General features: G+C 63.2%; 22 protein-coding genes. 20 read left to right on the top strand and 2 right to left on the bottom strand.

Annotation, left to right across the window (positions count from 1 at the left end):
- Nucleotides 1-34 precede the first annotated feature (34 nt).
- From C9E81_RS05995 to C9E81_RS05975, 5 genes are all read left to right on the top strand, one after another.
- Nucleotides 35-994: a tripartite tricarboxylate transporter substrate binding protein gene (locus C9E81_RS05995; protein WP_208021121.1), complete on the top strand. Its 960-nt coding sequence runs from the start codon at nt 35-37 to the stop codon at nt 992-994.
- Nucleotides 995-1,069: 75 nt separating this feature from the next.
- Complete coding sequence (locus tag C9E81_RS05990) at nt 1,070-3,073, top strand: tripartite tricarboxylate transporter permease (RefSeq protein WP_122111405.1); 2,004 nt, start codon at nt 1,070-1,072, stop codon at nt 3,071-3,073.
- A gap of 18 nt (nt 3,074-3,091) precedes the next feature.
- The gene (locus C9E81_RS05985) at nt 3,092-4,024 is read left to right on the top strand and encodes a hydroxyacid dehydrogenase (protein WP_122111404.1); all 933 of its coding nucleotides are present in this window, start codon (nt 3,092-3,094) and stop codon (nt 4,022-4,024) included.
- Between the two features lie 3 nt (nt 4,025-4,027).
- Complete coding sequence (locus tag C9E81_RS05980) at nt 4,028-5,059, top strand: Ldh family oxidoreductase (RefSeq protein ID WP_122111403.1); 1,032 nt, start codon at nt 4,028-4,030, stop codon at nt 5,057-5,059.
- Between the two features lie 7 nt (nt 5,060-5,066).
- Nucleotides 5,067-6,125, top strand: coding sequence for a YeiH family protein (locus C9E81_RS05975; protein WP_122111402.1), 1,059 nt, complete (start codon nt 5,067-5,069; stop codon nt 6,123-6,125).
- 26 nt (nt 6,126-6,151) lie between these two features.
- Here the strand turns inward: C9E81_RS05975 and C9E81_RS05970 are convergent, their stop codons facing one another.
- Nucleotides 6,152-7,201, bottom strand: a complete 1,050-nt coding sequence (locus C9E81_RS05970; RefSeq protein WP_122111401.1) for a LacI family DNA-binding transcriptional regulator — start codon at nt 7,199-7,201, stop codon at nt 6,152-6,154.
- 150 nt (nt 7,202-7,351) lie between these two features.
- Here C9E81_RS05970 and C9E81_RS23265 point away from each other — a divergent pair, with 150 nt between their 5' ends.
- From C9E81_RS23265 to C9E81_RS05925, 9 genes are all read left to right on the top strand, one after another.
- The gene (locus C9E81_RS23265) at nt 7,352-8,647 is read left to right on the top strand and encodes an ABC transporter substrate-binding protein (protein WP_122111400.1); all 1,296 of its coding nucleotides are present in this window, start codon (nt 7,352-7,354) and stop codon (nt 8,645-8,647) included.
- A 71-nt stretch (nt 8,648-8,718) separates the two neighbouring features.
- Nucleotides 8,719-9,456: an SDR family NAD(P)-dependent oxidoreductase gene (locus tag C9E81_RS05960; RefSeq protein ID WP_122111399.1), complete on the top strand. Its 738-nt coding sequence runs from the start codon at nt 8,719-8,721 to the stop codon at nt 9,454-9,456.
- A gap of 12 nt (nt 9,457-9,468) precedes the next feature.
- Nucleotides 9,469-10,338: a carbohydrate ABC transporter permease gene (locus C9E81_RS05955; RefSeq protein ID WP_122111398.1), complete on the top strand. Its 870-nt coding sequence runs from the start codon at nt 9,469-9,471 to the stop codon at nt 10,336-10,338.
- Between the two features lies 1 nt (nt 10,339).
- Nucleotides 10,340-11,167: a carbohydrate ABC transporter permease gene (locus C9E81_RS05950; RefSeq protein ID WP_122111397.1), complete on the top strand. Its 828-nt coding sequence runs from the start codon at nt 10,340-10,342 to the stop codon at nt 11,165-11,167.
- Nucleotides 11,164-12,171 carry an alcohol dehydrogenase catalytic domain-containing protein gene (locus tag C9E81_RS05945; protein WP_122111396.1) on the top strand — a complete coding sequence of 336 codons (1,008 nt, stop codon included), beginning with the start codon at nt 11,164-11,166 and terminating at the stop codon, nt 12,169-12,171. The genes C9E81_RS05950 and C9E81_RS05945 overlap by 4 nt, the downstream gene beginning before the upstream one ends.
- On the top strand, nt 12,171-13,253 hold the full coding sequence (locus C9E81_RS05940) for an ABC transporter ATP-binding protein (RefSeq protein WP_122111819.1): 1,083 nt from the start codon (nt 12,171-12,173) through the stop codon (nt 13,251-13,253). Before C9E81_RS05945 ends, C9E81_RS05940 begins: the two co-directional genes overlap by 1 nt.
- A gap of 143 nt (nt 13,254-13,396) precedes the next feature.
- Nucleotides 13,397-14,320, top strand: a complete 924-nt coding sequence (locus C9E81_RS05935; RefSeq protein ID WP_122111395.1) for a PfkB family carbohydrate kinase — start codon at nt 13,397-13,399, stop codon at nt 14,318-14,320.
- Entirely contained in the window at nt 14,317-15,354 is a 1,038-nt protein-coding gene (locus tag C9E81_RS05930; RefSeq protein ID WP_122111818.1) for a tagatose 1,6-diphosphate aldolase, read from the top strand. Before C9E81_RS05935 ends, C9E81_RS05930 begins: the two co-directional genes overlap by 4 nt.
- A gap of 7 nt (nt 15,355-15,361) precedes the next feature.
- Nucleotides 15,362-16,498 (top strand): mandelate racemase/muconate lactonizing enzyme family protein, encoded by a 1,137-nt coding sequence (locus C9E81_RS05925; RefSeq protein WP_208021119.1) that lies wholly within the window; start codon nt 15,362-15,364, stop codon nt 16,496-16,498.
- Between the two features lie 12 nt (nt 16,499-16,510).
- On the opposite strand, the gene C9E81_RS05920 is transcribed toward C9E81_RS05925, so the two are convergent.
- Nucleotides 16,511-17,188: a GntR family transcriptional regulator gene (locus tag C9E81_RS05920; protein ID WP_166461829.1), complete on the bottom strand. Its 678-nt coding sequence runs from the start codon at nt 17,186-17,188 to the stop codon at nt 16,511-16,513.
- Nucleotides 17,189-17,333: 145 nt separating this feature from the next.
- Between C9E81_RS05920 and C9E81_RS05915 the strand changes: the two genes are divergently transcribed.
- The 6 genes from C9E81_RS05915 (at nt 17,334) to sfcF (ending at nt 23,443) form a co-directional block, all read left to right on the top strand.
- Nucleotides 17,334-18,587: an extracellular solute-binding protein gene (locus C9E81_RS05915; protein ID WP_122111392.1), complete on the top strand. Its 1,254-nt coding sequence runs from the start codon at nt 17,334-17,336 to the stop codon at nt 18,585-18,587.
- A 69-nt stretch (nt 18,588-18,656) separates the two neighbouring features.
- Complete coding sequence (locus C9E81_RS05910) at nt 18,657-19,505, top strand: carbohydrate ABC transporter permease (RefSeq protein ID WP_166461828.1); 849 nt, start codon at nt 18,657-18,659, stop codon at nt 19,503-19,505.
- Nucleotides 19,498-20,376 carry a carbohydrate ABC transporter permease gene (locus C9E81_RS05905; protein ID WP_122111390.1) on the top strand — a complete coding sequence of 293 codons (879 nt, stop codon included), beginning with the start codon at nt 19,498-19,500 and terminating at the stop codon, nt 20,374-20,376. The genes C9E81_RS05910 and C9E81_RS05905 overlap by 8 nt, the downstream gene beginning before the upstream one ends.
- A gap of 2 nt (nt 20,377-20,378) precedes the next feature.
- Complete coding sequence (gene sfcH, locus C9E81_RS05900; RefSeq protein WP_122111389.1) at nt 20,379-21,191, top strand: sulfofucose degradation dehydrogenase SfcH; 813 nt, start codon at nt 20,379-20,381, stop codon at nt 21,189-21,191.
- 4 nt (nt 21,192-21,195) lie between these two features.
- Complete coding sequence (locus C9E81_RS05895; RefSeq protein WP_122111388.1) at nt 21,196-22,275, top strand: ABC transporter ATP-binding protein; 1,080 nt, start codon at nt 21,196-21,198, stop codon at nt 22,273-22,275.
- Nucleotide 22,276: 1 nt separating this feature from the next.
- Nucleotides 22,277-23,443, top strand: a complete 1,167-nt coding sequence (gene sfcF, locus C9E81_RS05890; RefSeq protein WP_122111387.1) for a sulfofucose degradation dehydratase SfcF — start codon at nt 22,277-22,279, stop codon at nt 23,441-23,443.
- Nucleotides 23,444-23,458: the final 15 nt, after the last annotated feature.

The raw sequence follows: 23,458 nt of genomic DNA, 5'->3' as shown, positions 1-23,458 counted from the left end.
CCGATGCCACGCAACATGCAGGGAGGAAGACAGCATGCTTGGTAAGATGAAACTTCGTCATTGGGTGACAGCGGCGATGGTTGCCGCGACGATGTCCGGTTCTGCCGCATTGGCTTATCCCGATGGGCCGGTGAACTATATCATCCCCTTCAACGCCGGCGGTGAAAGCGATGTCACGGCGCGGTATCAGCAGCCTTATTTCAAGGAGCTCACGGGCCAGGACATGATCGTCCAGTACATGCCCGGAGCGGGCGGCGCGCAGGCATGGTCCGGGCTGAACGGCTACAACGGCGACGGGCTGACCATCATGGGCACCAATCTGCCTCATATCATCCTGCAGCCGATGCTGCAGGATCCCGGCTACGCGACCGAGGACATCACCAATATATACATGTTCCATTTCACCCCGGATGCGTTGCTCGTGCGCAAGGACAGCCCGTATCAGACGGTGCAGGATGTCATTGATGCCGCCACCCAGAACCCGGGCCTGGTCACCGCGGGCGGAAGCGGGACGAATTCGGCCAATCATGTCGCCAATCAGCGTTTCATGAATGAAACCGGCGCGGTCACGACCTATATTCCCTATAGCGGAACCGGGGCCACCGAATCCGGGCTGCTTGGTGGCGAGGTGGACATGCTCTGGGGATATACGACCGTGGCGGCCCGGCAGGCCGACGGCGTCCGCATGCTTGCCGTCGCGACCGAGGAACGCCACCCGCTGTTCCCGGATGTGCCGACCTTCAAGGAGCTTGGAATCGACATGGTCGGCGGGGCCTATAGAGGCATCGCAGTGCCGTCCTCGACGCCCGAGGAAACCCGCAAGCAGTTGTCGGACATCATTGGCCAGATCAACGCCAATCCCGAGTTCCGCAAGCGGATGGAAAACGACGGCTACGCGCTGATCGACGTTCCCTACGAAGAGATGTCCGACTTCATGGCAGAGCGCAAGGCGGCCTATGAGGAGGTTACCGGGCAGCTCAAGGCCCAGAACTGACCCGGACGGCCAGCCGGGGCGGGTTTCACCGCGCCCCGGGCGACGCGATCATTCTCGTAACATCGGGGGACTGTCATGGCTGACCCGCTCAGCATCATCTTCGCGGCCTTTAGCCCAATCAATCTTGGACTCGCGCTGGCTGGTGTGCTGGCCGGAACCATCATAGGCGCATTGCCGGGCCTGTCGGCCACGATGGCGATCGCGGTTCTGGTGCCCTTCACCTTCGTCATGGAACCTGCCTCCGGGCTGATCATGCTCGGCGCCATTTACACCGGGGCGATCTATGGCGGCGCATTCGCCGCCATCCTCGTCAATACACCCGGCACGCCCTCGGCCATCGCGACCACGTTCGACGGCTATCCGATGGCGAGGCGTGGCGACGGTGACCTGGCAGTGACGCTGGCGACGATCGCGAGCGTCTTCGGCGGGCTTGTCGGGGCGATCCTGCTGATCACGCTTTCGCCATCGCTTGCAAAACTCGCCCTCGCTTTCCAGTCGACCGAGTATTTCTGGCTGGCGATCCTGGGGCTGACCCTGATCGCCACCCTGTCGCAGGGCAATGTGCTGAAGGGGATGATCGGCGGGATGTTCGGGCTGTTCCTGTCGATGATCGGCGTTGCGGTCATCGGCGGCGATGTCCGTTTCACCGCGGGGCTTCCCGCGATGATGGGCGGCATCGACATCGTTGCCGCGCTGATCGGTCTTTACTGCATTCCGGTTCTTATCGGTATGGTTGCCGATGCGGGCAGGCATCTCGAACCCGCGCCCGCGCGCGGTTTCCGCTTTTTCGAAGCCCTGACCATTGCTTTGCGCGACTGGCTGAACCTGCTTCGCTCGTCGGTGATCGGAACGCTGGTCGGTATCCTGCCGGGAGCGGGAGGGTCGATCGCCTCGCTGATCGCCTATGCCGAGGCGCGGCGCGCCTCGCCCCGGGCGGATAATTTCGGCAAGGGAGAGCCCGGCGGCATCCTGGCCACGGAAAGCGCGAACAACGCCACCGTGGGCGGCGGGTTCATCCCGACGCTGGTGCTGGGGATCCCCGGCACGCCGCCGGATGCGGTCATCATGGGCGCGCTGATGGTGCAGGGCATCCGCACGGGGCCGGCGCTGTTCCAGGGAGGGGATGGCACGGTTTATGTCTTCATGGTGGGCCTGCTGATCGCGACATTGCTGATGCTGCCGACCGGGCTGGTCGTCGGGCGCTATGCCTTCCGGTTCATCGCCAATGTGCCCAAGGCCATGCTGGTTCCCCTGATCGCCTATATGACCATCGTCGGCAGCTTCGCGATCCATTCCAACCCGCATGACGTGCTGGTGATGGTGGTGATGGGGCTGATCGGCTGGCTCGCGGCGCGCGCGGGCTACGGAGCCTCGCCGATCGTGCTGGGGCTGGTGCTTGGCCAGATCGCCGAACAGGGTTTCATGCGGGCCTGGATGATCGGAGGCGCGCGCGGCGATTTCATGGGCCAGTTGCTGCTCGACCGGCCGATCAGCTGGGGGATCGTCGCACTGATCGCTGTAACGCTTTTCATGCCGCTGCTGCGGCTGCGAAGAGCGCGGCGGCTGGTGGTCGCCGATAGGCCCGGCGACGCCGCGATCATGGGCGGTGGGGGGGGGCATTCGCCAAGGCGGATCGATCTGCCCGGCCTGATCGGAGCCGCGTTTTTCATCCTGCTGGGGCTGGTGATCGTCCTTCAGTCGCAACAGCTCAGCACACTCGCTGCCGCGTTTCCCCTGACCGTCGGGATCGCGATGATCCTGTTGTCGGGCCTGCAGGTCCTGCGCTCGTTACGCGGTGGGGGAACCGACTCGCTGGAGGCATCGACGGATGACGGAACCGGGCGCGGGCTGGTCCTTGCGCTGACGATGCTGGCCTGGGCCGTGATCTTTCCGCATCTCGGCATGTTCACGACATCCATCGCCGCCTGTGTGATCCTGATGCTGACCGGCCAGTTCGGCCCTCTTCGGGGGCTGCGGCTGCTGGTCTACCTGCTCGGCATCCTTGTGATGGTGAGCGCATTCTATCTGCTGATGGTGCGGGTGCTGAACATTCCCATGCCTGTCGGCCTGCTGTTTTGACTTATGGAAAGGAAGCGAATGTCACGTGTCGTCATCACCGAGTTCATGGACGAAACCGCCGTCCAGCGCCTGTCCGTGGCAGCCCCGACACGGTATGAACCCGATCTGGTCGATCGCCGCGAAGAACTGATTGCGGCGGTCGCGGATGCCGAGGTGCTGGTGGTTCGCAACCGGACGCGCGTCGATGCGGCGTTGCTTGATGCGGGCAAGGGGCTTCGCGCCGTCGGGCGATTGGGCGTCGGGCTGGACAATATCGATCTGGAGGCATGCAAGGCAAGAGGCGTGCAGGTCTGGCCCGCCACCGGGGCGAATGATCTGGCGGTGGCGGAATATGTGATCACCACCGCCCTGATGCTGCTTCGCGGCGCTTATCTGAGTTCGGATCAGGTGGCGGCGGGCGACTGGCCGCGACAGCACCTTATCGGCGGGGAACTGTCCGGCCGCGTGATGGGACTGCTCGGTTTCGGCGCCATCGCGCGCGAAGTCGCGGCAAGGGCGGGTGCGCTCGGCATGACCGTTATCGCGCATGACCCGCATCTGGATAGTTCTGACCCGGCCTGGGCGAAGGCAGAGCCGGTATCTCTCGACGATCTTCTGACGCGGTCCGATGTGCTCAGCCTCCATGTTCCGCTGACATCGCAGACGCGGCACATTATCAACGCGCAAGCCCTGTCCGGAATGCGCGCCTCGGCGGTGCTGATCAACGCGGCCCGTGGTGGCGTGGTGGACGAAGATGCGCTGGCGGATGTGCTGAGATCCGGTCATCTGGCCGGTGCCGCACTGGATGTTTTCGAGACCGAGCCCCTGACGGCGGAGGCGGGGGGACGGTTTGCCGGGCTTACGAATGTCATCCTCACGCCGCATATTGCCGGGGTCACGGAGGAGTCGAATGTTCGCGTCAGCAGCCTGATCGCGGACAAGGTCCTGAACCACCTGCAGGAAAAGGTCTGATCAATGCCGCGTCTCAGCTTGTCGCAAACGCATCGGCTTGTCGCCGATACCCTGACGCGCTGCCGGACCTCGTCCGGGAATGCCGAATCCGTCGCCCGCGCGCTTGTCGCCGCGGAGGAGGCCGGGCAGGCCGGTCACGGGCTGCGGCGCGTGCCCTCCTATGCCGCTCAGGCGCTCAGCGGCAAGGTTGACGGACAGGCGATACCGGCCAGCCGTCAGGAACGGCCCGGCGTGCTTGCCGTGGATGCCTGCAACGGGTTTGCCTATCCGGCCATCGACCTGGCCGTGGACTGGCTGACCGGCACGGCCCCGAAACAGGGCATTGCCCTGGCCGGGATTACCCGTTCGCATCACTGCGGGGTCGCCGGCGTGACGGTGGAGCGTCTGGCCGATGCCGGGCTTGTCGCGATCATGTTCGCGAACTCCCCGGCGGCGATGGCGCCATGGGGCGGACGCAGGCCGTTATTCGGCACCAATCCGATCGCCTTCGCCGCGCCGCGACCCGGAGGACGGCCCGCCATCGTCGTGGATGTGTCGCTGTCGAAAGTCGCGCGCGGCAAGATCATGGCGGCCGGTCAGCGGGGTGAAGAGATCCCCGAAGGCTGGGCGCTTGACGCCGAAGGCCGGGCGACCACCGATCCCAAGGCCGCCCTGGCGGGAACGATGGTTCCGATGGGGGACGCAAAGGGCACGGCGCTTGCGCTGATGGTCGAATTGCTGTCCGCTGGTCTGGTCGGCGCGCATTTCGGTTACGAGGCCTCGTCATTCTTTACCGCCGAAGGACCGGCCCCCGGAGTCGGGCAACTGATCCTTGCCATCGACCCGGGCGCCTTTGGCTTCGCCGGCGCGGATGGGGGGCAGGGCGCGCTTGGCCGTATCGAAGAACTGGCCGCGGCGATCGAGGCCGAGCCCGGAGCGCGGCTGCCCGGCGCCCGCCGGACGGAGTTGAAACGGAAGGTTGCTGCGGACGGTGTCCCCGTCGATGATGCCTTGCTGGCCGAGATCGAAGCGCTCGGGCGCAATGAACCCGCGTAGGATCGTGATGAATACCCGGAACCTGACCGCCGCGCCACGTCGGCTGATTGCCCGTTTCGGCCTGCCCGACTCGGATTGCTTCAAGCGGTTGTTCCCGGGACTGGCCGTATCGGTGCTGATCGCGGTAACCGCCCAGTTCCTGTCGGAGCATTACGGGGCGCCGGCGATGCTGATGGCGTTGCTGCTGGGCCTCGCGCTGAACTTCCTGGCCGAAGAGGGCACCCGCACGCTGCCCGGTGTCGAATATTCCGCAAAGACGGTGCTTCGCCTTGGCGTCGCCTTGCTGGGCGCGCGCATTTCCGCGGATATGCTGGCCGAACTTGGGGCCGCGATGATCGCGCTGGTCGTTGCCGGAGTGGTAATGACGATCCTGTTCGCCCTTGTGGTGGCGCGATTTTTCGGCCGTGGCTGGAGGCTGGCGCTGCTGACCGGCGGGGCCGTGGCCATTTGCGGCGCTTCGGCTGCGATGGCCATTGCGGCGGTGCTGCCCAAGACCGATAAATCCGAGCGGAACCTTGCCTTTACCGTCTTGTCGGTCACGCTTCTCTCGACGATCGCAATGATCGCATATCCGCCCCTGTCCGGGTTTTTCGGCTTCTCATCGCTTGAATCCGGGGTGTTTCTGGGCGGCACGATCCATGATGTCGCGCAGGTGGTCGGAGCGGGATTTTCCGTCAGTCCCGAGGTGGGAGAAACCGCCACCCTGGTCAAGCTGATCCGCGTGTCGATGCTGGCGCCGGTCGTGCTGATCTTTTCGCTGTCGATCAGGGCCAGCGGATTGTCCGATCAGGTCGCCGATGGCAAGCGCCCACCGCTTTTGCCGGGATTCGTCCTGGGGTTTCTGTTGCTGGCGATACTGAATTCCTTCGGGCTGATACCCGCTATCGTCTCGGATATCGCGGAAACGCTCAGCCGTTGGGCGTTGCTGGCCGCGATCGCCGCGGTCGGGATCAAGACCTCTCTCGTGCGCATGCTGGAGGTCGGCGGCACCGCCATCGCGCTGATCGTGGTCGAGACGGTCATCCTTGCCGCCTTCATCCTGACCGGCGTCCATCTGATCAAGTGACCGGGGGCGGGATGCGCTTCCCGGGTTCAGGTTTTCGGCGGAGGGGCGGTGGATTCGCGCAGGACCAGCGAAAAATCCACCTGCTGATGCTTGATCGGCGCCTGTCCGGCCAGCAGGTCAACCAGGTATCGCCCCGCACGCACCCATATCTCGTTCGTGGGCATGTGGATGGTGGTCAGGCTGGGCAGCAGATGGCGGCTCCAGTCCAGATCGTCGAAGCCAACCACCGACAGATCGCGCGGCACGTCGCATCCCATCCGGATCGCGGCAAGCATGACGCCATAGGCAATGACGTCATTGCCACAGATGATCGCGGTTGGCCGGGATTCGCCTTGCAGCAGGATCCTGGCGGCATCTCCGGCATCGGCGAGGTTGTAATCGACCTGCAACTGCCAGCCTGGCCCTGGCGCGCATGCCTGCTGTTCGAGAACCTCGATGATTCCCCTCAGCCGGGCCTGGGCGCGGTCGTTGTTGCGCTGATGGGCCGCCACCACCGCGACCCTCCTGTGCCCGAGATCGGTGATATAGCGGGCAAGCACGCGGCCCGCCTCGTAATTGTCGACGCCGACCGACGGATAGGGCTTGGCGGGCTCGCAGAGGCCGACATTCACGAATGGAATGCCGTTGGTTTCGAGCAGGCGCCGCAGGATCGGGTGACGTTCGTCGCCGCGCAGTATCAGCGCATCGATTCCCCGTGCCACGAGGTTCCGGGCCTGCTGCAACTCGACATCGATATCATATTCGTTCGTTGCAAGAAGCAGAAGGTAATCCTTTGTCGCCAGGTAGCTTTGCAGCGCCTGAAGCCCCTGGGCGAACATGGCGTTGTCCACGGTCGGAACGATGGCCCCGATCGTGCGCGTGCGCCGCGAGGACAGGGCCCGTGCCGAGGCATGTGGTATGTAACCGGTTTCATCTATGACGCGGCTGATCTTGTCGCGCAGGTCCGCGCCGACCGATTCGGGCTTGTTCAGGAAACGCGATACCGTGGCGGTCGAGACACCGGCGCTGCGCGCGATATCCCGAATACCTATGGAGCGTGCGCCAGACGCCGATTTTTCCGATTTAAATCTGCTCATTCATACCTCCCTAGCCTTTCTACTCGGCATTTCCCCGGCAAGACAACTCTGATTGCTGCAATCCGGCCGGCATGAATCGTTGACGCCTTGTCCTGTCGATGATATGTAACCGGTTACATGCCTTGGAGGAAACGGGCAGGGAGGAGAATCATGGATATCACGCGCAAGGGAATCGCCTGCCTGATGGCGGCAGCGGTCACGGGTCTGGCGACGGCGGCGGCTGCGCAGGAATTCGACTGGAAGGCGCATTCGGGCGAGACGGTCACGTTTCTGGCCAACAGCAATCCGTTGGGGCAGTTGCTGATCGACCATGCCGACGAGTTCAAGGAACTGACCGGGATCAACCTCGTGATCGACAGCTATCAGGAGCAGCAGATGCGCCAGCGCCTGATGACCGTCATGAATGCGCGCAGCGACGAGGTGGATGTCTTCATGACGCTGCCCTCACGCGAGGGGATGCAATTCGCGGCGGCGGGCTGGTACGCGGATCTGACGCCCTATATCCAGAACAATGTTTCACCGGATTACAACGCCGACGGCCTTGGCAAGGCCCTGCTGGAGGCCGCGACCTTCGACGGCAAGCTGACCGGGGTGCCGCTGAATATCGAGGGGCCGCTGCTATACTACAGGACCGACATCTTCGAGGAATGCGGGGTCGAGGTTCCGTCCTCGCTTGAGGGTCTTTCCGACACGGCTGCCAAGCTCAAGGAATGCACGGATGCCACCCCATTCGCGTCCCGGGGCCTGGCCGCCGCCGCGCCTTATACTTTCTCCGGGTTCATGCATAATATGGGCGGACAGTATATGGTCGACGGAAAATCCGCGATGTGTTCTCGCGAGGCCAAGCAGGCGCTGAGCCTGTATTCCGATCTTCTGAAGAATTACGGGCCGCCGGGCGTGGTCAATTACAGCTTCCAGCAGTTGACTGCATTATATCGCGCCGGTCGTTCGGCGATGTCCTTCCAGTCCTCGAACGAATTCGGGGCGGTCATGGAGGGCGGGGATCGCATGGACGATACCGCCATCGTTCCGCTGCCGGAGGGTCCGGGCGGTTCGCATCCGACGGTGATCGGTTGGGGCCTGGCGATCTCGGCTCATTCGGCAAATCCCGACGCGGCCTGGTATTTCCTGCAATGGGCATCCAGTCCCGAGATGCAGGCCAAGCTGGCGCTTGAGGGGATCGCCCCGCCGCGCGAGGCCATCGCGGAATCCGCCGAATACAAGGCCTGGCTTGACGAAAGCCCGGTGCGCAAGCAATGGCACGAAGCGCTAGCCGAACTGGCAGAGACCGGCACATCCGAGATTGGCTATCCGATCATCGCCAATCCGGAATCGCGCCAGCATGTCGGCCAGGCCATCGGAGACCTGCTGCTCGGGACCGTCTCGGTCGACGAGGCCTGCGCCACGGCGGATGCCGCGCTGAACGAACTGATCGCCCGCGATTAGACAGATCACGACCGGCGGCGGGATGCCGCCGGCCATTCCCCTCGCCTTTATCGATTGAAGGGATCATCTCCGTGTCCTCGGAATCTTTCCAACTGCCGTCTGGTTTCCGCGTCGCCGTGATCGGCGGAACCGGCGGGATCGGCGCCGCCATCGTCAGGGAGTTTCTCGACCTTGGCGCGCATGTCACCGCCACCGGCGCGACCGGGGACGAACTGGCCCGATGCCCGCTGGCCGGTCACGACCGCCTGACGCTTGCCACGCTGGACGTTACGGACGAATCCGCCGTGCGGGCCTTTGCCGCGGGTTTCGACAGGCTGGATGCGCTGATCAACGCGGCTGGCATCCTGCGGCGCGATGCCGAGTTCGACATACAGGTCTTCCAGCAGGTGCTGGACGTCAACCTGACGGGTGTGATGCGGTGCTGCACGGCCTTTCGCGAGGCGCTGGCCGCAGCGGGCGGATGTATCGTCAACATCGCCTCGATGAATGCCTTCGCGGCCTTGCCGCGATTGCCGGCCTATTGCGCCTCGAAGGGTGGGGTGGTGATGCTGACCCGTGCGCTGGCCCATGCCTGGGCCGCTGACGGCATCCGCGTCAATGCCGTGGCGCCCGGATATATCGAGACGCCGCTGAACGCCGAGGGCCGCAAGGATCGCGCCCATTACGACCGGATCGCCGGACGAACCGCGTTCGGACGATGGGGGCAGCCGGAAGAGGTTGCCGGAACCGTCGCCTATCTGTGCATGCCCGCAGCCCGCTATGTGACCGGCAGCGTGGCGGCGGTCGATGGCGGCTTTCTGGCGGGCTGAAAAGGGAATGCCATGAAGGTTGAACACGATCATCGCGGACAGATGGCGGCGATGTCCATGCCGGCGCTGGTCTTCACGATCGGCATGATCGCCTTTCCGTTCCTCTACACGATCTGGATGAGCTTCCAGAGCTATTCCTCGACAGGACAGGTTACGGGGTGGGGAGGCGAAAACTATCTGCGCATGGTCGCGGACGGGGAATTCTGGAACGGCATCTGGATTACCTTTTACCTTTACGTGCTTTCGCTGGTCATGCAGCTTGTGCTTGGCACGTCACTGGCGCTTTTGCTGTTTCGGGCCAAGCGGCTGCCCGGTATCGTCCGCTCGCTGTTCATCTCGCCCTTCATGATGCCTCCGGTGGTGGCGGGGATGATGTGGCTGGTGATCCTCGATCCTTCCCTTGGGGCGGCAAACTGGATCCTGACATCCCTGGGACTGCCGCCATCTGCCTGGCTTGCCTCGCCTGTTCTCGTGGTGCCGACCCTGGCGCTGATCGATACATGGCAATGGACACCCTATGTCGCGCTGATCGTGCTGGGCGGGCTGCAATCCCTGCCGCCCTCGGTCTATGAGGCCGCCGAGATAGACGGAGCCTCGCGCAGGGCCGTGTTCTGGCGGATCACCCTGCCGTTGCTGTTGCCGACCCTCGTGACGGCGATGGTGCTGCGCTCGGTCGATCTGCTGCGCTTTTTCGACCTGATCTACATCACCACGCAGGGCGGGCCGTCGAACCATTCGATGACGTTGAACATCTATGGTTTCCGGACCGGTTTCGAGTTTTTCCAACTGGGTTATGCCGGCGCGCTGATGGTCACGTTGTCGGTTCTCGTCCTTGGCGCGGTGATGGCGTTCAACCGGCTGCGCAACGCGGTGGAGTGGTAGCATGGCGACGAAACCCTCGGATTCCCGCTGGCTCGACTGTATCAATGTGATCCTGCTGGTGCTGGCCGGTGTGATCGTGATGACGCCGACCGCCTGGATGGTCCTGTCCTCCTTCAAGCCGTCTCACGAAGTGACCGCCTATCCGCCGACGCTGATCTTTGCCCCGACGGTCGAGAACTATGTCACCCTGAGCGAGCAGACGCCGTTTCTCAGCTATGCCGTGAACTCCCTGATCGTCACGGTCGGCTCGACCCTGTTCGGTCTTCTGTTCGGCGCGCCCGCGGCCTTCGTCGCCTCATGGACCCGCATCACGTGGCCCGCCGTGGTCGCGCTGATGGCCCGCATGGCGCCGGGAACGCTGTTTCTGCTGCCGTGGTATGTGATGTTCCGGCAGGTGGACATGATCGGCAGCTATTGGGCGCTGATCCTGACCCATGCGGTCATCACCCTGCCGATCGTGATCTGGGTCCTGTTGCCCTATTTCGACAATATCCCGCGCTCGATCTTCGAGGCGGCGCAGGTCGATGGTTGCTCGCCCTTTCGCATCTTTCGGCGGATCGCCCTGCCGCTGGTGGCGTCGGGGCTGGCCGTATCGGCGATACTGGCCTTTGTTTTCTCGTGGAACTTCTTTCTCTTTTCGCTGGTGCTCAGCAACTCGCAGACGAAAACGCTGATCGCGGCCTCGTTCAATTTCATCGGCGAAGGCTCGACCAACTGGGGCGGGTTGATGGCCGCCGCGACGATTATCGCGCTGCCGCCCCTGCTGCTCGCCGCGATTGTCCAGCGCTGGCTGATTTCGGGCCTGACCCTTGGAGCGGTGAAAGGATGACCATGATACCGAACGAGAAAACCATGCAGGCCGCCGATTTCCGGGGCGGAGACCGGATCGACATCGTTTCCCGCCCGCTGCCAGAGCCCGCCGCCGGAGAGGTGCTGCTGCGCGTGGCCGCGACGGCGCTGTGCGGGTCGGACCTGAAGCCGTGGCATGCCGGTGCACAGCATATCGCCGGGCACGAGATCGCGGGATGGGTGCAGCAACCGGGCCATGATCTGGACGGGCAGCTTTGCGCCGTCTACATCCCGCTGCATTGCGGTGAGTGCGAAATTTGCCTGCGGGGCGATACGCAGAGCTGCATCACCATCTCGTCGCTGATCGGCTGGAACCGGGATGGCGGTTATGCGCAATACCTGACCGTGCCCGAGAACTGCCTGCTGCCCGTGCCCGGCGATATCGACGCAACCCTTGCGCCGCTTTTGCTGGATACGATCGGCACCTCTGCCCATGCCTTGCGCGAGGCGGCGCGCCATCTTGTCACCCGGTCGCCCTCGGTCCTGGTAACGGGGGCGGGGCCGGTCGGTCTGGGCGTGGTGCTGGCCGCACAGGCACTGGGATATGCGCAGCCGGACGTGGCCGAGCCCAATCCGGCCCGTGCAGCGATGGCCCGGCAATTCGGCGCGAATATCGTGCCCGTCGGCAGCCGCGACAGGCGCTATGACCTGATCGTCGAATGCTCCGGCAACCATGCCGCGCGCGACCTTGCCATCCATCTGGTCCTGCCCGGGGGCGTCATCGTCCTGATCGGCGAGAATGCCGCGCCGTGGAGCGTCACCGAGGACAAGGTGTTCCGGCGCAAGGATTTCGCCCTTTTGCGGACATTCTATTTCCCCAAGGGCGATTTCGCCGCCAATATCGAGTTGCTGCGCGCCAATCGCGAGAAATACGCGCAGCTTGTCGATGACGCGTTCCCGATAGGGGAGTTGCCGGGCAAGTTCGCGGCTTTCGCCGAGGGTAAATCCATCAAGCCCATTCTGTCTTTCATGGGAGAGCAATGATGGCGTCCATCACCATGCGCAACCTCGTCAAGAATTACGGCAATGTAACGGTCATTCCCGGGCTAGATCTCGAAATCGCGGACGAGGAGTTCATCGTCCTTGTCGGTCCGTCGGGCTGTGGCAAATCTACCCTGCTGCGCGTGCTGGCCGGGCTGGAGGCGATCGACGGCGGCGATCTGATGATCGGCGACCGAAGGGTGAACGAGCTTCCAGCCGCCAAGCGCGATATCGCGATGGTGTTTCAGGATTACGCGCTTTACCCGCATATGACGGTGCGCCAGAACATGGCATTTGCGCTGGAGATGCGCGGGCTTTCCGCCGCCGAAATCGCTCCCAGGATCGAAGAGGCGGCCAAGCTGCTGGACATCCAGCCCTATCTGGACCGGCGCCCCAAGGCATTGTCGGGCGGCCAGCGCCAGCGCGTCGCGATGGGGCGGGCCATCGTGCGCGACCCGCAGGTGTTCCTGTTCGACGAGCCTCTGTCGAACCTGGATGCGAAGCTGCGCGGACAGGTCCGTGCCGAGATCAAGACATTGTCGAAAAAACTGAGGACGACGATGGTCTTCGTGACCCATGACCAGATCGAGGCGATGACCATGGCCGACCGGATCGTGGTGATGAAGGCCGGGATCATCCAGCAGGTCGGCACGCCCGAAGAGGTCTATGAAAACCCGGCAAACCTGTTCGTCGCCAGTTTCATCGGCTCGCCATCGATGAACTTCCTGCCGGTGGAGGTTCAGGCCGACCAGCTTCGGCTGGTCGATGGCAGCCTGCTGCCCACCACGCTGATGGCCGGTCAAGCTGCTGGTCACAAGTCGCTGACACTGGGTATTCGCCCCGAGCATTTCGAGGTGGTCGGGGAAGGGCAGGGCATTGCCGCCGATATCCGGCTGGTCGAGCCACTGGGGTCGGACACGCTGGTCCACGCCTTTGCCGCGGGGCAAGAGGTGATCGCACGGGTATCGCCCGATCTTCGCCCCGTGACCGGACAGCGGCTCTGGCTGTCGCCCGCCTCGGGCAAGGCGCATCTTTTCGATCCGGAAACCGAAGTCCGGATCGATGGCACCGGAAAGGTGAATTGAATGACATCGGTCACGCAAGATCCGCCGTTATCTGACGCAAGGGCTTTCACCGGCTTTATCGGCCGATCCGTTCCGGGTGGCCAGGGAGTGCACACTTGCGCAAGGGAATATGCAGGGACGGAATATCCCTGCATCGCGGGATTATGAACGCGCTTCCCCCGGGATGGGCCCGAAGGGACCCGGCGGTGATCTGCCTTGGCCTGACCGCGATGGACCAGGTCTGGACGGTCGAAGCCCTGCCTGACCGCGCCGGCAAGACCCGGGCCGCCGATCATGCCTCCGGTGGCGGCGGCATGGCTGCGACGGCGGCTGTGGCCGTTGCGCATCTGGGTGGTCAGGCCCGGTTCTGGGGCCGTGCGGGCAAGGATGCCGCCGGGCTGGCCATGCGACGGGAACTGGCGCTCGAAGGGGTGGATGTCGAACAGTTCCGGCTGTTTCCCGGCGCCCGGTCATCCGTGTCCTGCGTGCTGGTCGATCCCGCCGGCGAGCGTCTGATCGTCAATTTCCGTGGCGCGGATCTGCCGAACGAGGCCGATTGGCTGCCTCTGGACCAGGTGTCCGGCGCCGGTGCGGTGCTGGCCGATCCGCGTTGGGTCGACGGTGCGGCGGCTGTCTTTGCGGCGGCACGCAAGGCGGGGGTGCCGACTGTGCTGGATGCCGATGTGGCCGAGGCCGCTGTGTTCGAAAAGCTGTTGCCGCTGACCGATCACGCGATCTTTTCCGAACAAGCGCTGCACGCCTTCGCCGGATCCGTGAACGCGTTGGAGCACGTTGCCGGGTTCGGATGCGCAGTATCGGCGGTCACGCGCGGTGCGGACGGTGTCAACTGGATAGAGGACGGGGCGCATCACCACCGCGCGGCTTTTCCCGTCGAGGTCGTCGATACCAATGGCGCGGGCGACGTGTTTCACGGTGCTTGGGCGATGGCGATCGCGGCCGGTGCGGACACCGGTTCTGCGGCCGAATTCGCCTCTGCCGCCGCGGCCCTGAAATGCACCCGCAGGGGCGGCCGTGCGGGAATACCCGATTTTACCGAGACCCTGGAATTATGGAGATCTACAAGATGACAAGCATTGGGAAACAGCGCGGACTGGCTCGGCTGGCCGATGAGGACGGACATTTCACCATGGTCGCCCTGGATCAGCGCCCACCCCTGCTGCAGGCGCTTGCCAAGGCGCGGGGGATTCCGGCCGACCGGGTGGATTTCGCCGACATGCTTGCCGCAAAGCGTATGCTGGTCGAGGCATTGGCGCATGAGGCGTCCTCGATGCTGCTGGATCCGAATTTCGCCATGCCCGCCGCGATCGACGTGCTGCCCGCGCGCACCGGGCTGATCGTGACCTTGGAGGAGCATCGGTTCGAGGACACCCCGGGCGGCCGGAAGTCGCGTTCCATCGACAATTGGAGCGTCGAGAAGATCCGTCGTCTCGGGGGGGATGCCGTCAAGGTGCTGGCATGGTATCGCCCGGATGCCTCGGACGAGGTGCTGCAGCACCAGAAGGACTATGTCCGCACCATCGGCGCCGAGTGCCGCCGTCACGATATCCCCTATGTGCTGGAACTGCTGGTTTATCCGTTCCCCGACAGCGACCGGCATACCACCGACTATGTCGAAAGCGCCGACAAGCGCGCCGATCTGGTGATCGAGAGCGTTCGTGAATTCGCGAAACCGGAATACGGTGTCGACCTCTACAAGCTGGAGACGCCGCTGCCGGCCGCATCCCTGCCGGCGATGGATGGCAGCGCCGAATCGCGGGCGGCGGCCTCGCAATTCGCCGAGATCGGCAAGATCTGCGCGGATGCCGGGATTCCCTGGGTGCTTTTGTCCGGCGGTGCCGCGCCCGAACAGTTCGAACGGGTGCTGAGCTATTCATACGCCGCGGGGGCGCAGGGTTTCCTTGCGGGCCGGACGATCTGGCTGGACGCGGTTCAGGACCATTTCCCCGATCGCGAAGCGGTGCTGACCGCCCTGAAGGGGGATGGTATGAAAATCCTGCGGAACCTTGGCCGCCTGACCCGGGAAAACGCCCAACCCTGGAGACCGGCCTTCAACCTGGGGCAGGTCAATCGGGAAGGCGCGTTCTCATGCGCCTATGCCTGAGATCGAGATGCCATATCGCGTCGCACGCATCCAGGCCTGGGCGCTTCGGGTTCCGATAAGGACGCCGGTCGCGACCTCGTTCGGGGTAATGCATAACCGGCCTGCGGTCTTCCTGCGTATCGAGGATGCGGAGGGTGCTGCCGGTTGGGGAGAGGTCTTTGCCAACTGGCCCGCCGCCGGGGCCGAGCATCGCGTCAACCTGCTGATCGACGATGTCGCCGGACTGGTCCTCGGGCGCGAATGGAGCAGCCCCACGGATATGTTCCACGAATTAAGCCGGGCGACGCATATCCGTGCGCTCCAGTGCGGCGAGCCCGGCCCGTTCAGGCAGGTCATTGCCGGGCTGGATATCGCTGCCTGGGACATGACGGCGCGGCGGGGCGGGCTGCCTCTGGCGAAGCTTGTGTCATCCGGGGCACGCGACCTCGTGCCGGTCTATGCCAGCGGGATTCACATCGACGCCGCTGGCGCGATGATTGCCGCTGCGCGCGCGGCTGGCTTTCGGGCCTTCAAGGTGAAGGTCGGTTTCGATCCCGGCGCCGATCCGGGCAAGGTGATCGAATGCTCCCGGCAATTGCTGCCGCAGGAAGCCCTTTATGCCGACGCCAACCAGGCATGGACGCGAGAGGAGGCGCGGCGGTTCCTGAAATCGGCTGCCGAAGCCCGTCTTGGCTGGATCGAGGAACCGATTGCCTGCGATGCCCCGGATGGTGACTGGCTCGATCTGGCCGGTCTGGATGTGCCGCTTGCCGCCGGCGAGAATATTGCCGGAGCGGATGGTTTCGACCACGCGCTGTCGCTTGGGGCCTTGCGCTTCGTGCAGCCGGATGTTTGCAAATGGGGCGGTGTTTCGGGCAATCTCGCGGTGGCGCAGGATGCCTTGCGACGGGGCTTCGTCTATTGCCCGCATTTCCTGGGCGGAGGCATCGGGCTGATGGCATCCGCCCATCTCCTTGCCGCGGCGGGTGGGTCCGGATTGCTGGAGGTGGACGTGAATCCGAATCCGCTGCGCGATGCTTTGGCCAGCAGCGGTGATTTCGTCCGGGACGGCAATTGGCATTTGTCCCGCGAACCGGGCCTGGGGATCAGCGGTATTCCGGCGGAACTGCGCGATCATGTGACGCTGACGCGCGAGGCAGGCTGAAATATCCGTTGCTCAGGAACCCGGGGGGCTGAGTGTCGCCAGCCAGGCTTCGTAATCCTTCTGGCTGTTCTGGATATGCGTCGTCAGCGCGGCGCGGAATTCCTCCGCTTCCGCGCTTTCAAGCAATCCGAGCAATCTCTGGTGGAAGGCGAATGACTTGTGGACGACATAAGGATCCAGAAGCCCGCGGTTCCGCAGAACGTTGATCTTGAATGAAAGGGGCCGGTAGGTTTCGGATATCAGGCTGTTGCCCGCGCCATCGATGATGGTCTGGTGAAAGTCGGAATCCAGTGAACGATAGCCCTTGTAATCCTCGTGCTCGACGGCGCGCCGCATTTGCTCGACCACGGCGCGCATCCGGAGAACGGATTGCTCCCTGTTCCTTTCGTAGAGCCGTTCGGCCGCACCGGTTTCCAGCAGGATGCGCATGTCGAACAATTCCGAGAGTTGCTGCGAGTCGGGCTTGAACACCGTGGTTCTTTTCCTGGGATCGATCTGAACCAGCCCTTCGCGGCGCAATTCCTGCAGCGCCTCGCGCACCGGTGTCTTGCTGATGCCCAACTGCTCCGAGATCCGGGTTTCCGAAATCTGCTCACCTATTTCGATGGTTCCGTCGATGATCGAGGAACGGATGCCTTCCAGGGCCATGTCATACAAAGAGACGGGACGTTTAAGTTTTTGAAGAGTCATTGTTATCCGCCATGAACCCAAGTCGATCCGAATGTCCCTGTGAACCATAACTTCACGTGGCTGTAAAGAATTGACATCTAAAATATGATGTTCAGTATATCAGATATAATTCTGTAGAAACTCGCTACAGGCTTGGGAGGAGAGAATGGGTTTGCCGAAAAGACTCGTATCCGCGGCACTGATTGCTTTCGTCGGGCTTTCCGGCACGGTGCATGCAGAGCAGGTCACATTGAAATTCGCCAACTGGGCCACCGCCGAAGGCGCGACGCGCGACGGGATGGAGCAGGTGATCAGCGCCTTCGAGGCGGAGAATCCGGATATCAAGATCGAAAGCGAGAGCATCGCATTCGCGGAAATGGCCCGCCAACTGGTCCTGCGGCTGCGCTCCGGCAATCCGCCGGATGTCGCGCAGGTCGCGGGCAATGATACATTCGCCCTGTCTTCGACCGGCGGGTTGGAGCCGTTGCAGGGCTATGCCGACAAGGCGTTTCTCGATACGCTGAAACCCGGCGCCTATGAGCCGCTGATGGTTGGCGAGGATCTGATTGCCTTTCCCTGGAACCAGGCACCGGCAGGGCTTTGGTACAACAAGAAGCTGATGGAAGATGCCGGGCTCGATCCCGAAGACCCGCCCGAAACCATCGATGAATTGAACGAAGCCATGGCGGCGATCCGGGAAGCCAACCCGGAGGTGATCGTCCTGGGGATCGATACCACCAACCGCGCTTTCGCACTTCAAGCGAACTGGCCCTGGATCCGGGCCTTCGGCGCGGATCCGGTTGCCGCCGGGGGCGCGGAAAGCGAAGAGATGCAGGCTTACCTGGGCTGGCTGCGGGATATCTCGGAAAAGGGGTATATCGATCCCGGCCGCAAGATCGGCGAATTCCGGCCTCTCTTCGCGCAGGACCAGGTGGCGTTCCTGTGGGACCAGGTGCTGGTGCAGGGCGTCATCCAGTCGACAAACGGCATGAGTGCAGAGGAGTTCAACGCGCATTACGGCGTTGTCCCGATGCCCGCCGGGCCGGGCGGAAAGGGATATTCATTCGAGGGCGGTCACCAACTGGTGATGTTCAGGGACTCGCAGCACAAGGAGGCGGCCTGGAAATTCATGAAATACCTCGCCACCAACGAGGCTGCGGTCAAGACCTACACGATCGAGACCAACCGCTCGATCCCACCGGCGAAATCCGTCGGGGATCCTGCGGTGGCGGAGCTGCTTGATACACCGGTCATCGAAGCCTTCTCGAACGATATCATCCCCACCATCTCTCCCATGCCGTTCGGGCCGGAATTCGCCGAATATGCGACGGTGATCATGGCGGGCGTTCAGGAGGCAGTCACCAGCGACCGCCCGGTCGCCGATATCGCATCGGACATCCAGAACCAGATCGGCAACTGATCCATGCCCGCTCATTCGAAACAGGCTTCCTCCCGCCGGGCCGGCGGGAAGGCGCCGTTCCTGCACTGGATGGTTCTGCCGACCCTGCTGGTTCTTCTGGCAATCATCGGTTATCCCGTGGTTTCGACGGTTTACCTGTCCTTTTTCGAGTATAATCTGCTTGACTTCACCCCTCCGGAATATCTGGGGCTGGACAATTTCGCGCAGATGGCGAGTGACCGCATATTCTGGATCTCGCTGAAGAATACCCTTTACTACACCGGCGGAACGGTTCTTGTCTCTATGCTGATCGGGACCGCGGTCGCCCTGCTTCTGGAAAATCTGAAGGGCCCCGTCTGGACCGCTGTCCGCGCCCTTGTCGTATCCCCATGGGCGGTGCCGTTCGTGGTCGTCGCGTTCCTGTTCCGCTTCATGTATATGCAGAATGGCGGGATCGTGAATGACATCCTGCTCGACCTCGGCGTGATCGGCAATCCGGTCTCGTGGCTGAACAGGGCCGACATTTCGCTTGGCGCGATCATCGTCGCCAATATCTGGGCGACGACGCCTTTCTTCTTCCTTCTGGTCTCCTCCGCGCTGTCCGGTATCCCGGACGCGGTGCTGGAAAGCGCACGGGTGGACCGGGCCGGCCTGTGGTCGACCATCTTCCATATCAAGCTGCCTTTCCTGCGCAATCCGCTGGTGGTCGGCAGCTTGCTTATGGTGATCTCCAATTTCAACGATTTCGCCAAGGTCTGGGTGATGACCCAGGGCGGTCCCGGATACGCGACGACAACGCTTGTCGTCTATGTCTACCGGATGGCGTTCGAGCGCTTCGAGATCGGCTATGCCTCGGCCCTCGGGCTGATCTGGCTGCTGCTGCTGCTTCTGGTCTCGGTTTTCTACATCCGATTGCTGTGGAACAGGCAGAATGACTGACAAATCGCATCGCACAGCCGGCAGCAGGGGCACCTTCCGCGCAATCTCGGGCAGGGCGCTGCAATATATATGCATTGCCGTTGCGCTGTTCTGGACGGTTGCACCGATCTACTGGATGATCAGCACCTCGCTCAAGAGCGAGTTGGAAGCGACCCGGCTTGAGCCGACCCTCATTCCCGAAAGCCCGACCTTCGGCAATTATGTCAGGCTGTTCCAGGGCGATCTGCCATTCGTCTCGTTCTTCATCAATTCCGTGATCACCTGCTTTCTGGCCGCGATCGTTTCGGTGGTCATCGCGGTCCCGGCGGCCTATGCCCTGTCGCGCAGGAATTTCCGGACCGCCGACCAGACGGGTTACCTGGTTCTGGTGGTGCGGATGTTTCCGATGATCGTCCTGCTGGCGCCGCTTTACCTGATCCTGCTCAATACCGGTCTTCTGGACACGATGTTCGGCCTGATCCTGGGCTACACGACCTTCGGTCTGCCTTTCGCCGTCTGGATGCTGAAGGGCTTTATCGACGCGGTGCCCGTGGAAATCGAAGAGGCCGCGCGCGTCGACGGCTATCGCCAATGGGAAATCCTGCTGAGGATCATTGTCCCGCTGATTTATCCGGGCCTCGTGACCACCGGCATCTTCGTGCTGATGGAGGCCTGGAACAACCTCATCTACCCGCTGACCTTCATCACCAGCATCGAAAAGCAGTCGCTGCCTGCCGCGCTGGTCCTGACCTTTACCGGCCAGTTCAAGACCGATTGGGGAGGGATGATGGCCGCTTCAGCCATCACCACGCTTCCCCTGATGATCGCGTTCTTCGCCGTTCAAAGGTCGATGGTGCGCGGATTGACGGCCGGTTCGGTGACGGGGACCTGAGCATGACGGACAAGACCATAAAACCAGGCGTGCTCGTCACCGGTGCAGCCGGTGGCATCGGACGGGCCGTGGCCGAGCTTTTCGCCAGTCAGGGTCATCCGGTCACACTGACCGACCGGGACGAAGCCGGGTTGGAACGTATCGGCCGCCGGTTGCGTGATCGCGGCTGCAAGGTGGACATGATCGCGCGGGACCTGCTGGATCCGGAGGCGCCCGGGGCGCTGGTCGCCCGCACCGTCGAAAGCTGGGGCGGGATCGGCATCCTCGTGAACAATGCTGCCCATCACGGTACGCGCCAGTCGGTGCTGGCCTCCGGCCCGGAAGAATGGAGGGAGGTTTTCGAGGTCAATGTCATCGCCGCTGCCGCCCTGGCGAGGCATGCCGCTCTGGACATGGCCCGCCGCAAGGAGGGAGCGATCGTCAATGTCGGCTCCATTCAACAGGCGCTGCCGGTTCCCAGCTATGCCGCCTATGCCGCAAGCAAAGGGGCGGTCGCGGGCATGACCCGTGCCCTTGCCGTGGAACTCGGGGTGCTTGGCATCCGCGTGAACAGCGTTTCCCCCGGAGTGATCGGCACCGAGAATTTCCACCGGGAACTGGAAGCACTGCACGATGGGGCACCGGTTGCCTCCTGTCCTTCGCTGCTGGGGCGGGCCGGCACGCCCGAGGATGCCGCCCGGGTCATCGCGTTCCTGGCCGGTCCGCATTCATCTCATGTGACCGGCGCGGACTACCCGGTGGATGGCGGCAGGAGCATCAGCCGCCGCAGCGATCCTTTCCTCGCCGAAATCACGCATCCAGTTTCAGGGACATAGCCGCATGGCACGCATCCGGATCTCCAATGTCGAGAAAGACTATGGCAACCTCACGGTCCTGAAGGACTGCAACATCGATATCGCGCATGGCGAATTCGTCGTTCTCGTCGGCCCGTCCGGTTCGGGCAAGACGACGCTGCTGCGCATGATCGCGGGGCTCGAGACGATCTCTCGCGGTGACATGATGTTCGATGACCTGTGGGTCAACAATGTCGATGTCGGGGACCGCAATATCGCGATGGTGTTCCAGAATTACGGGCTTTACCCCCATATGACGGTCTATGACAACATGGCCTTCGGCCTCAGGCGCCGCAGGTTGTCCAAGGCCGAGATCGACGGAAAGGTAAGGCGGATCGCCACGCTCCTCAGCCTTGACGGGCTGCTCGGGCGGCGTCCCAGGCAGCTTTCGGGCGGTCAGCGGCAACGGGTCGCGCTTGGCCGTGCGATCATCCGGGATCCGGAGGTCTTTCTGCTGGACGAACCGCTGTCGAATCTCGATGCGCAGTTGCGGGTGCAGATGCGCTCGGAAATCATGAACGTTCACCGCAGCGTGGACGCGACGGCCGTATATGTGACCCATGATCAGGTCGAGGCGATGACCATGGGCGACCGGATCGCGGTCATGAACCAGGGGCGGATCCAGCAGATCGGCACGCCGGAGGATCTGTATGACCGGCCGCGAAACCTGTTCGTGGCGACATTCATCGGCACGCCTTCCATGGGCATCCTGCGCTGCGACGTGGATCATGGCGGTTCCGGGCTGGTTGTCCGGAATACTGGGGAGGCGATCGCCCTATCCCGCGAGCAGCTTGACCGGATCGGCGGGCGGCGCGAGGTTCTGGCCGGCATCCGCCCCGAGCATCTGCACCTGCCGCGCAGGGACGCGCAATCCATCCTGAAGGGCGAAGTCGAGTTGGTCGAGATGCTGGGATCGGAGCAGTATCTATATCTCGGGAACGGAGCGGCGACTTTTACCGCGCGGATGGAGCGCGGGCATCGTTTCAGCCCCGGCGAAACGGTCGAGCTGGAAATCGATACGGAGGCGCTGCACCTCTTCGATATCGATACGGAGGAGGCGCTGTAAGATGGACAGGATCGCGGAAATCACCAGTTTCACGGTTCCGCCACGCTGGATCTTCGTTCGCGTCCGGACGGCGCAAGGGCTGGTCGGTTGGGGAGAGGCCATCATCCCCAAGCGCAAGAATGCCGTCATCGGGGCCATCGCGGATTTGACGAATGTCGTGCTGGGCATGGACCCCGCGCGGATCGAGGATATCGCCTCTTCCCTGCGCAAGGGCGGCTTTTTCAGAAATGGCCCGATCCTCGGAACGGCCACAGCCGCGCTTGAAATAGCCCTGTGGGACATCAAGGGCCAGCGGGCGGGCATGCCGGTCTTCGAGTTTCTCGGCGGCAGGGTGCGCGACAATATCCGTTCTTATACCTGGATCGGCGGGGACGATCCCGGCGATGTGGTGCGCCATGCGAAAGAGCGCGTGGAACAGGGTTTCGATGCGGTCAAGATGAACGCGACGCCTGCCGTAGCGCCATTGGAATGGCGCGAGGCGACCGAGAACCTCGTTCGGCGCATGGGCAGCCTGAGGGACGCTTTCGGCGGCAGTATCGACATCGCCCTGGATTTTCACGGCCGTGTGCCGCGTTTGGTGCTCAAGCAGATGATCCGGGAAATCGGGCAGTTCGATCCGCTCTGGATCGAGGAGCCCTTCCTGCCCGAGCATGCCGGGACCGATGACTTGCTGGCGCGGATATGTCCGCATATCCCGATTGCCACCGGCGAACGAATGCTCCACCGGTGGGATTTCCAGCGTCTGCTGGAACGTGGAGGCGTGGATGTCATCCAGCCCGACATCTCCATCACCGGCCTGTTCGAGATGGAAAAGATCGCCCGTCTGGCGGAAATATACGATGTGGGCGTTGCGCCTCATTGTCCCAATGGCCCGATCTCCCTGGCGGCCTCGCTGCAGGTGGATTTCTGCTGCGCCAACACGGTCATCCAGGAACAGGGCCTCGGGCTTCACTACAACCAGGGATATGCCGGGCTGCCCCCCGCCGACATCCTGGATTACCTCGAGGATACCGATGTTCTGACGACCAGGAATGGCAGGTTCGACTGCCCGGCAGGCCCGGGACTTGGGCTGACCCTGAAAGGCGACGCCATCGAGGCCGCCCATATGGACTGGTCCTTGCCCGATCCCGACTGGCGTCATCGCGATGGCGTTTACGCCGAATGGTGATCAGCGGCGCGAAAT

The organism is Paracoccus alkanivorans, assembly GCF_003697785.1.
In the GTDB taxonomy this organism is placed as follows: domain Bacteria; phylum Pseudomonadota; class Alphaproteobacteria; order Rhodobacterales; family Rhodobacteraceae; genus Paracoccus; species Paracoccus alkanivorans.
The sequence above is the reverse complement of the archived record's forward strand: the minus strand, read 5'-3'. Positions and strand labels throughout refer to the sequence as shown.

What these genes read in the sequence shown, in the direction of transcription:
- C9E81_RS05995 (WP_208021121.1), top strand. Translation starts at nt 35, where the DNA reads ATGCTTGGTAAGATGAAACTTCGTCATTGGGTGACAGCGGCGATGGTT.
- C9E81_RS05990 (WP_122111405.1), top strand. Translation starts at nt 1,070, where the DNA reads ATGGCTGACCCGCTCAGCATCATCTTCGCGGCCTTTAGCCCAATCAAT.
- C9E81_RS05985 (WP_122111404.1), top strand. Translation starts at nt 3,092, where the DNA reads ATGTCACGTGTCGTCATCACCGAGTTCATGGACGAAACCGCCGTCCAG.
- C9E81_RS05980 (WP_122111403.1), top strand. Translation starts at nt 4,028, where the DNA reads ATGCCGCGTCTCAGCTTGTCGCAAACGCATCGGCTTGTCGCCGATACC.
- C9E81_RS05975 (WP_122111402.1), top strand. Translation starts at nt 5,067, where the DNA reads ATGAATACCCGGAACCTGACCGCCGCGCCACGTCGGCTGATTGCCCGT.
- C9E81_RS05970 (WP_122111401.1), bottom strand. Translation starts at nt 7,201, where the DNA reads ATGAGCAGATTTAAATCGGAAAAATCGGCGTCTGGCGCACGCTCCATA.
- C9E81_RS23265 (WP_122111400.1), top strand. Translation starts at nt 7,352, where the DNA reads ATGGATATCACGCGCAAGGGAATCGCCTGCCTGATGGCGGCAGCGGTC.
- C9E81_RS05955 (WP_122111398.1), top strand. Translation starts at nt 9,469, where the DNA reads ATGAAGGTTGAACACGATCATCGCGGACAGATGGCGGCGATGTCCATG.
- C9E81_RS05950 (WP_122111397.1), top strand. Translation starts at nt 10,340, where the DNA reads ATGGCGACGAAACCCTCGGATTCCCGCTGGCTCGACTGTATCAATGTG.
- C9E81_RS05945 (WP_122111396.1), top strand. Translation starts at nt 11,164, where the DNA reads ATGACCATGATACCGAACGAGAAAACCATGCAGGCCGCCGATTTCCGG.
- C9E81_RS05940 (WP_122111819.1), top strand. Translation starts at nt 12,171, where the DNA reads ATGGCGTCCATCACCATGCGCAACCTCGTCAAGAATTACGGCAATGTA.
- C9E81_RS05935 (WP_122111395.1), top strand. Translation starts at nt 13,397, where the DNA reads ATGAACGCGCTTCCCCCGGGATGGGCCCGAAGGGACCCGGCGGTGATC.
- C9E81_RS05930 (WP_122111818.1), top strand. Translation starts at nt 14,317, where the DNA reads ATGACAAGCATTGGGAAACAGCGCGGACTGGCTCGGCTGGCCGATGAG.
- C9E81_RS05925 (WP_208021119.1), top strand. Translation starts at nt 15,362, where the DNA reads ATGCCATATCGCGTCGCACGCATCCAGGCCTGGGCGCTTCGGGTTCCG.
- C9E81_RS05920 (WP_166461829.1), bottom strand. Translation starts at nt 17,188, where the DNA reads ATGACTCTTCAAAAACTTAAACGTCCCGTCTCTTTGTATGACATGGCC.
- C9E81_RS05915 (WP_122111392.1), top strand. Translation starts at nt 17,334, where the DNA reads ATGGGTTTGCCGAAAAGACTCGTATCCGCGGCACTGATTGCTTTCGTC.
- C9E81_RS05910 (WP_166461828.1), top strand. Translation starts at nt 18,657, where the DNA reads ATGGTTCTGCCGACCCTGCTGGTTCTTCTGGCAATCATCGGTTATCCC.
- C9E81_RS05905 (WP_122111390.1), top strand. Translation starts at nt 19,498, where the DNA reads ATGACTGACAAATCGCATCGCACAGCCGGCAGCAGGGGCACCTTCCGC.
- sfcH (WP_122111389.1), top strand. Translation starts at nt 20,379, where the DNA reads ATGACGGACAAGACCATAAAACCAGGCGTGCTCGTCACCGGTGCAGCC.
- C9E81_RS05895 (WP_122111388.1), top strand. Translation starts at nt 21,196, where the DNA reads ATGGCACGCATCCGGATCTCCAATGTCGAGAAAGACTATGGCAACCTC.
- sfcF (WP_122111387.1), top strand. Translation starts at nt 22,277, where the DNA reads ATGGACAGGATCGCGGAAATCACCAGTTTCACGGTTCCGCCACGCTGG.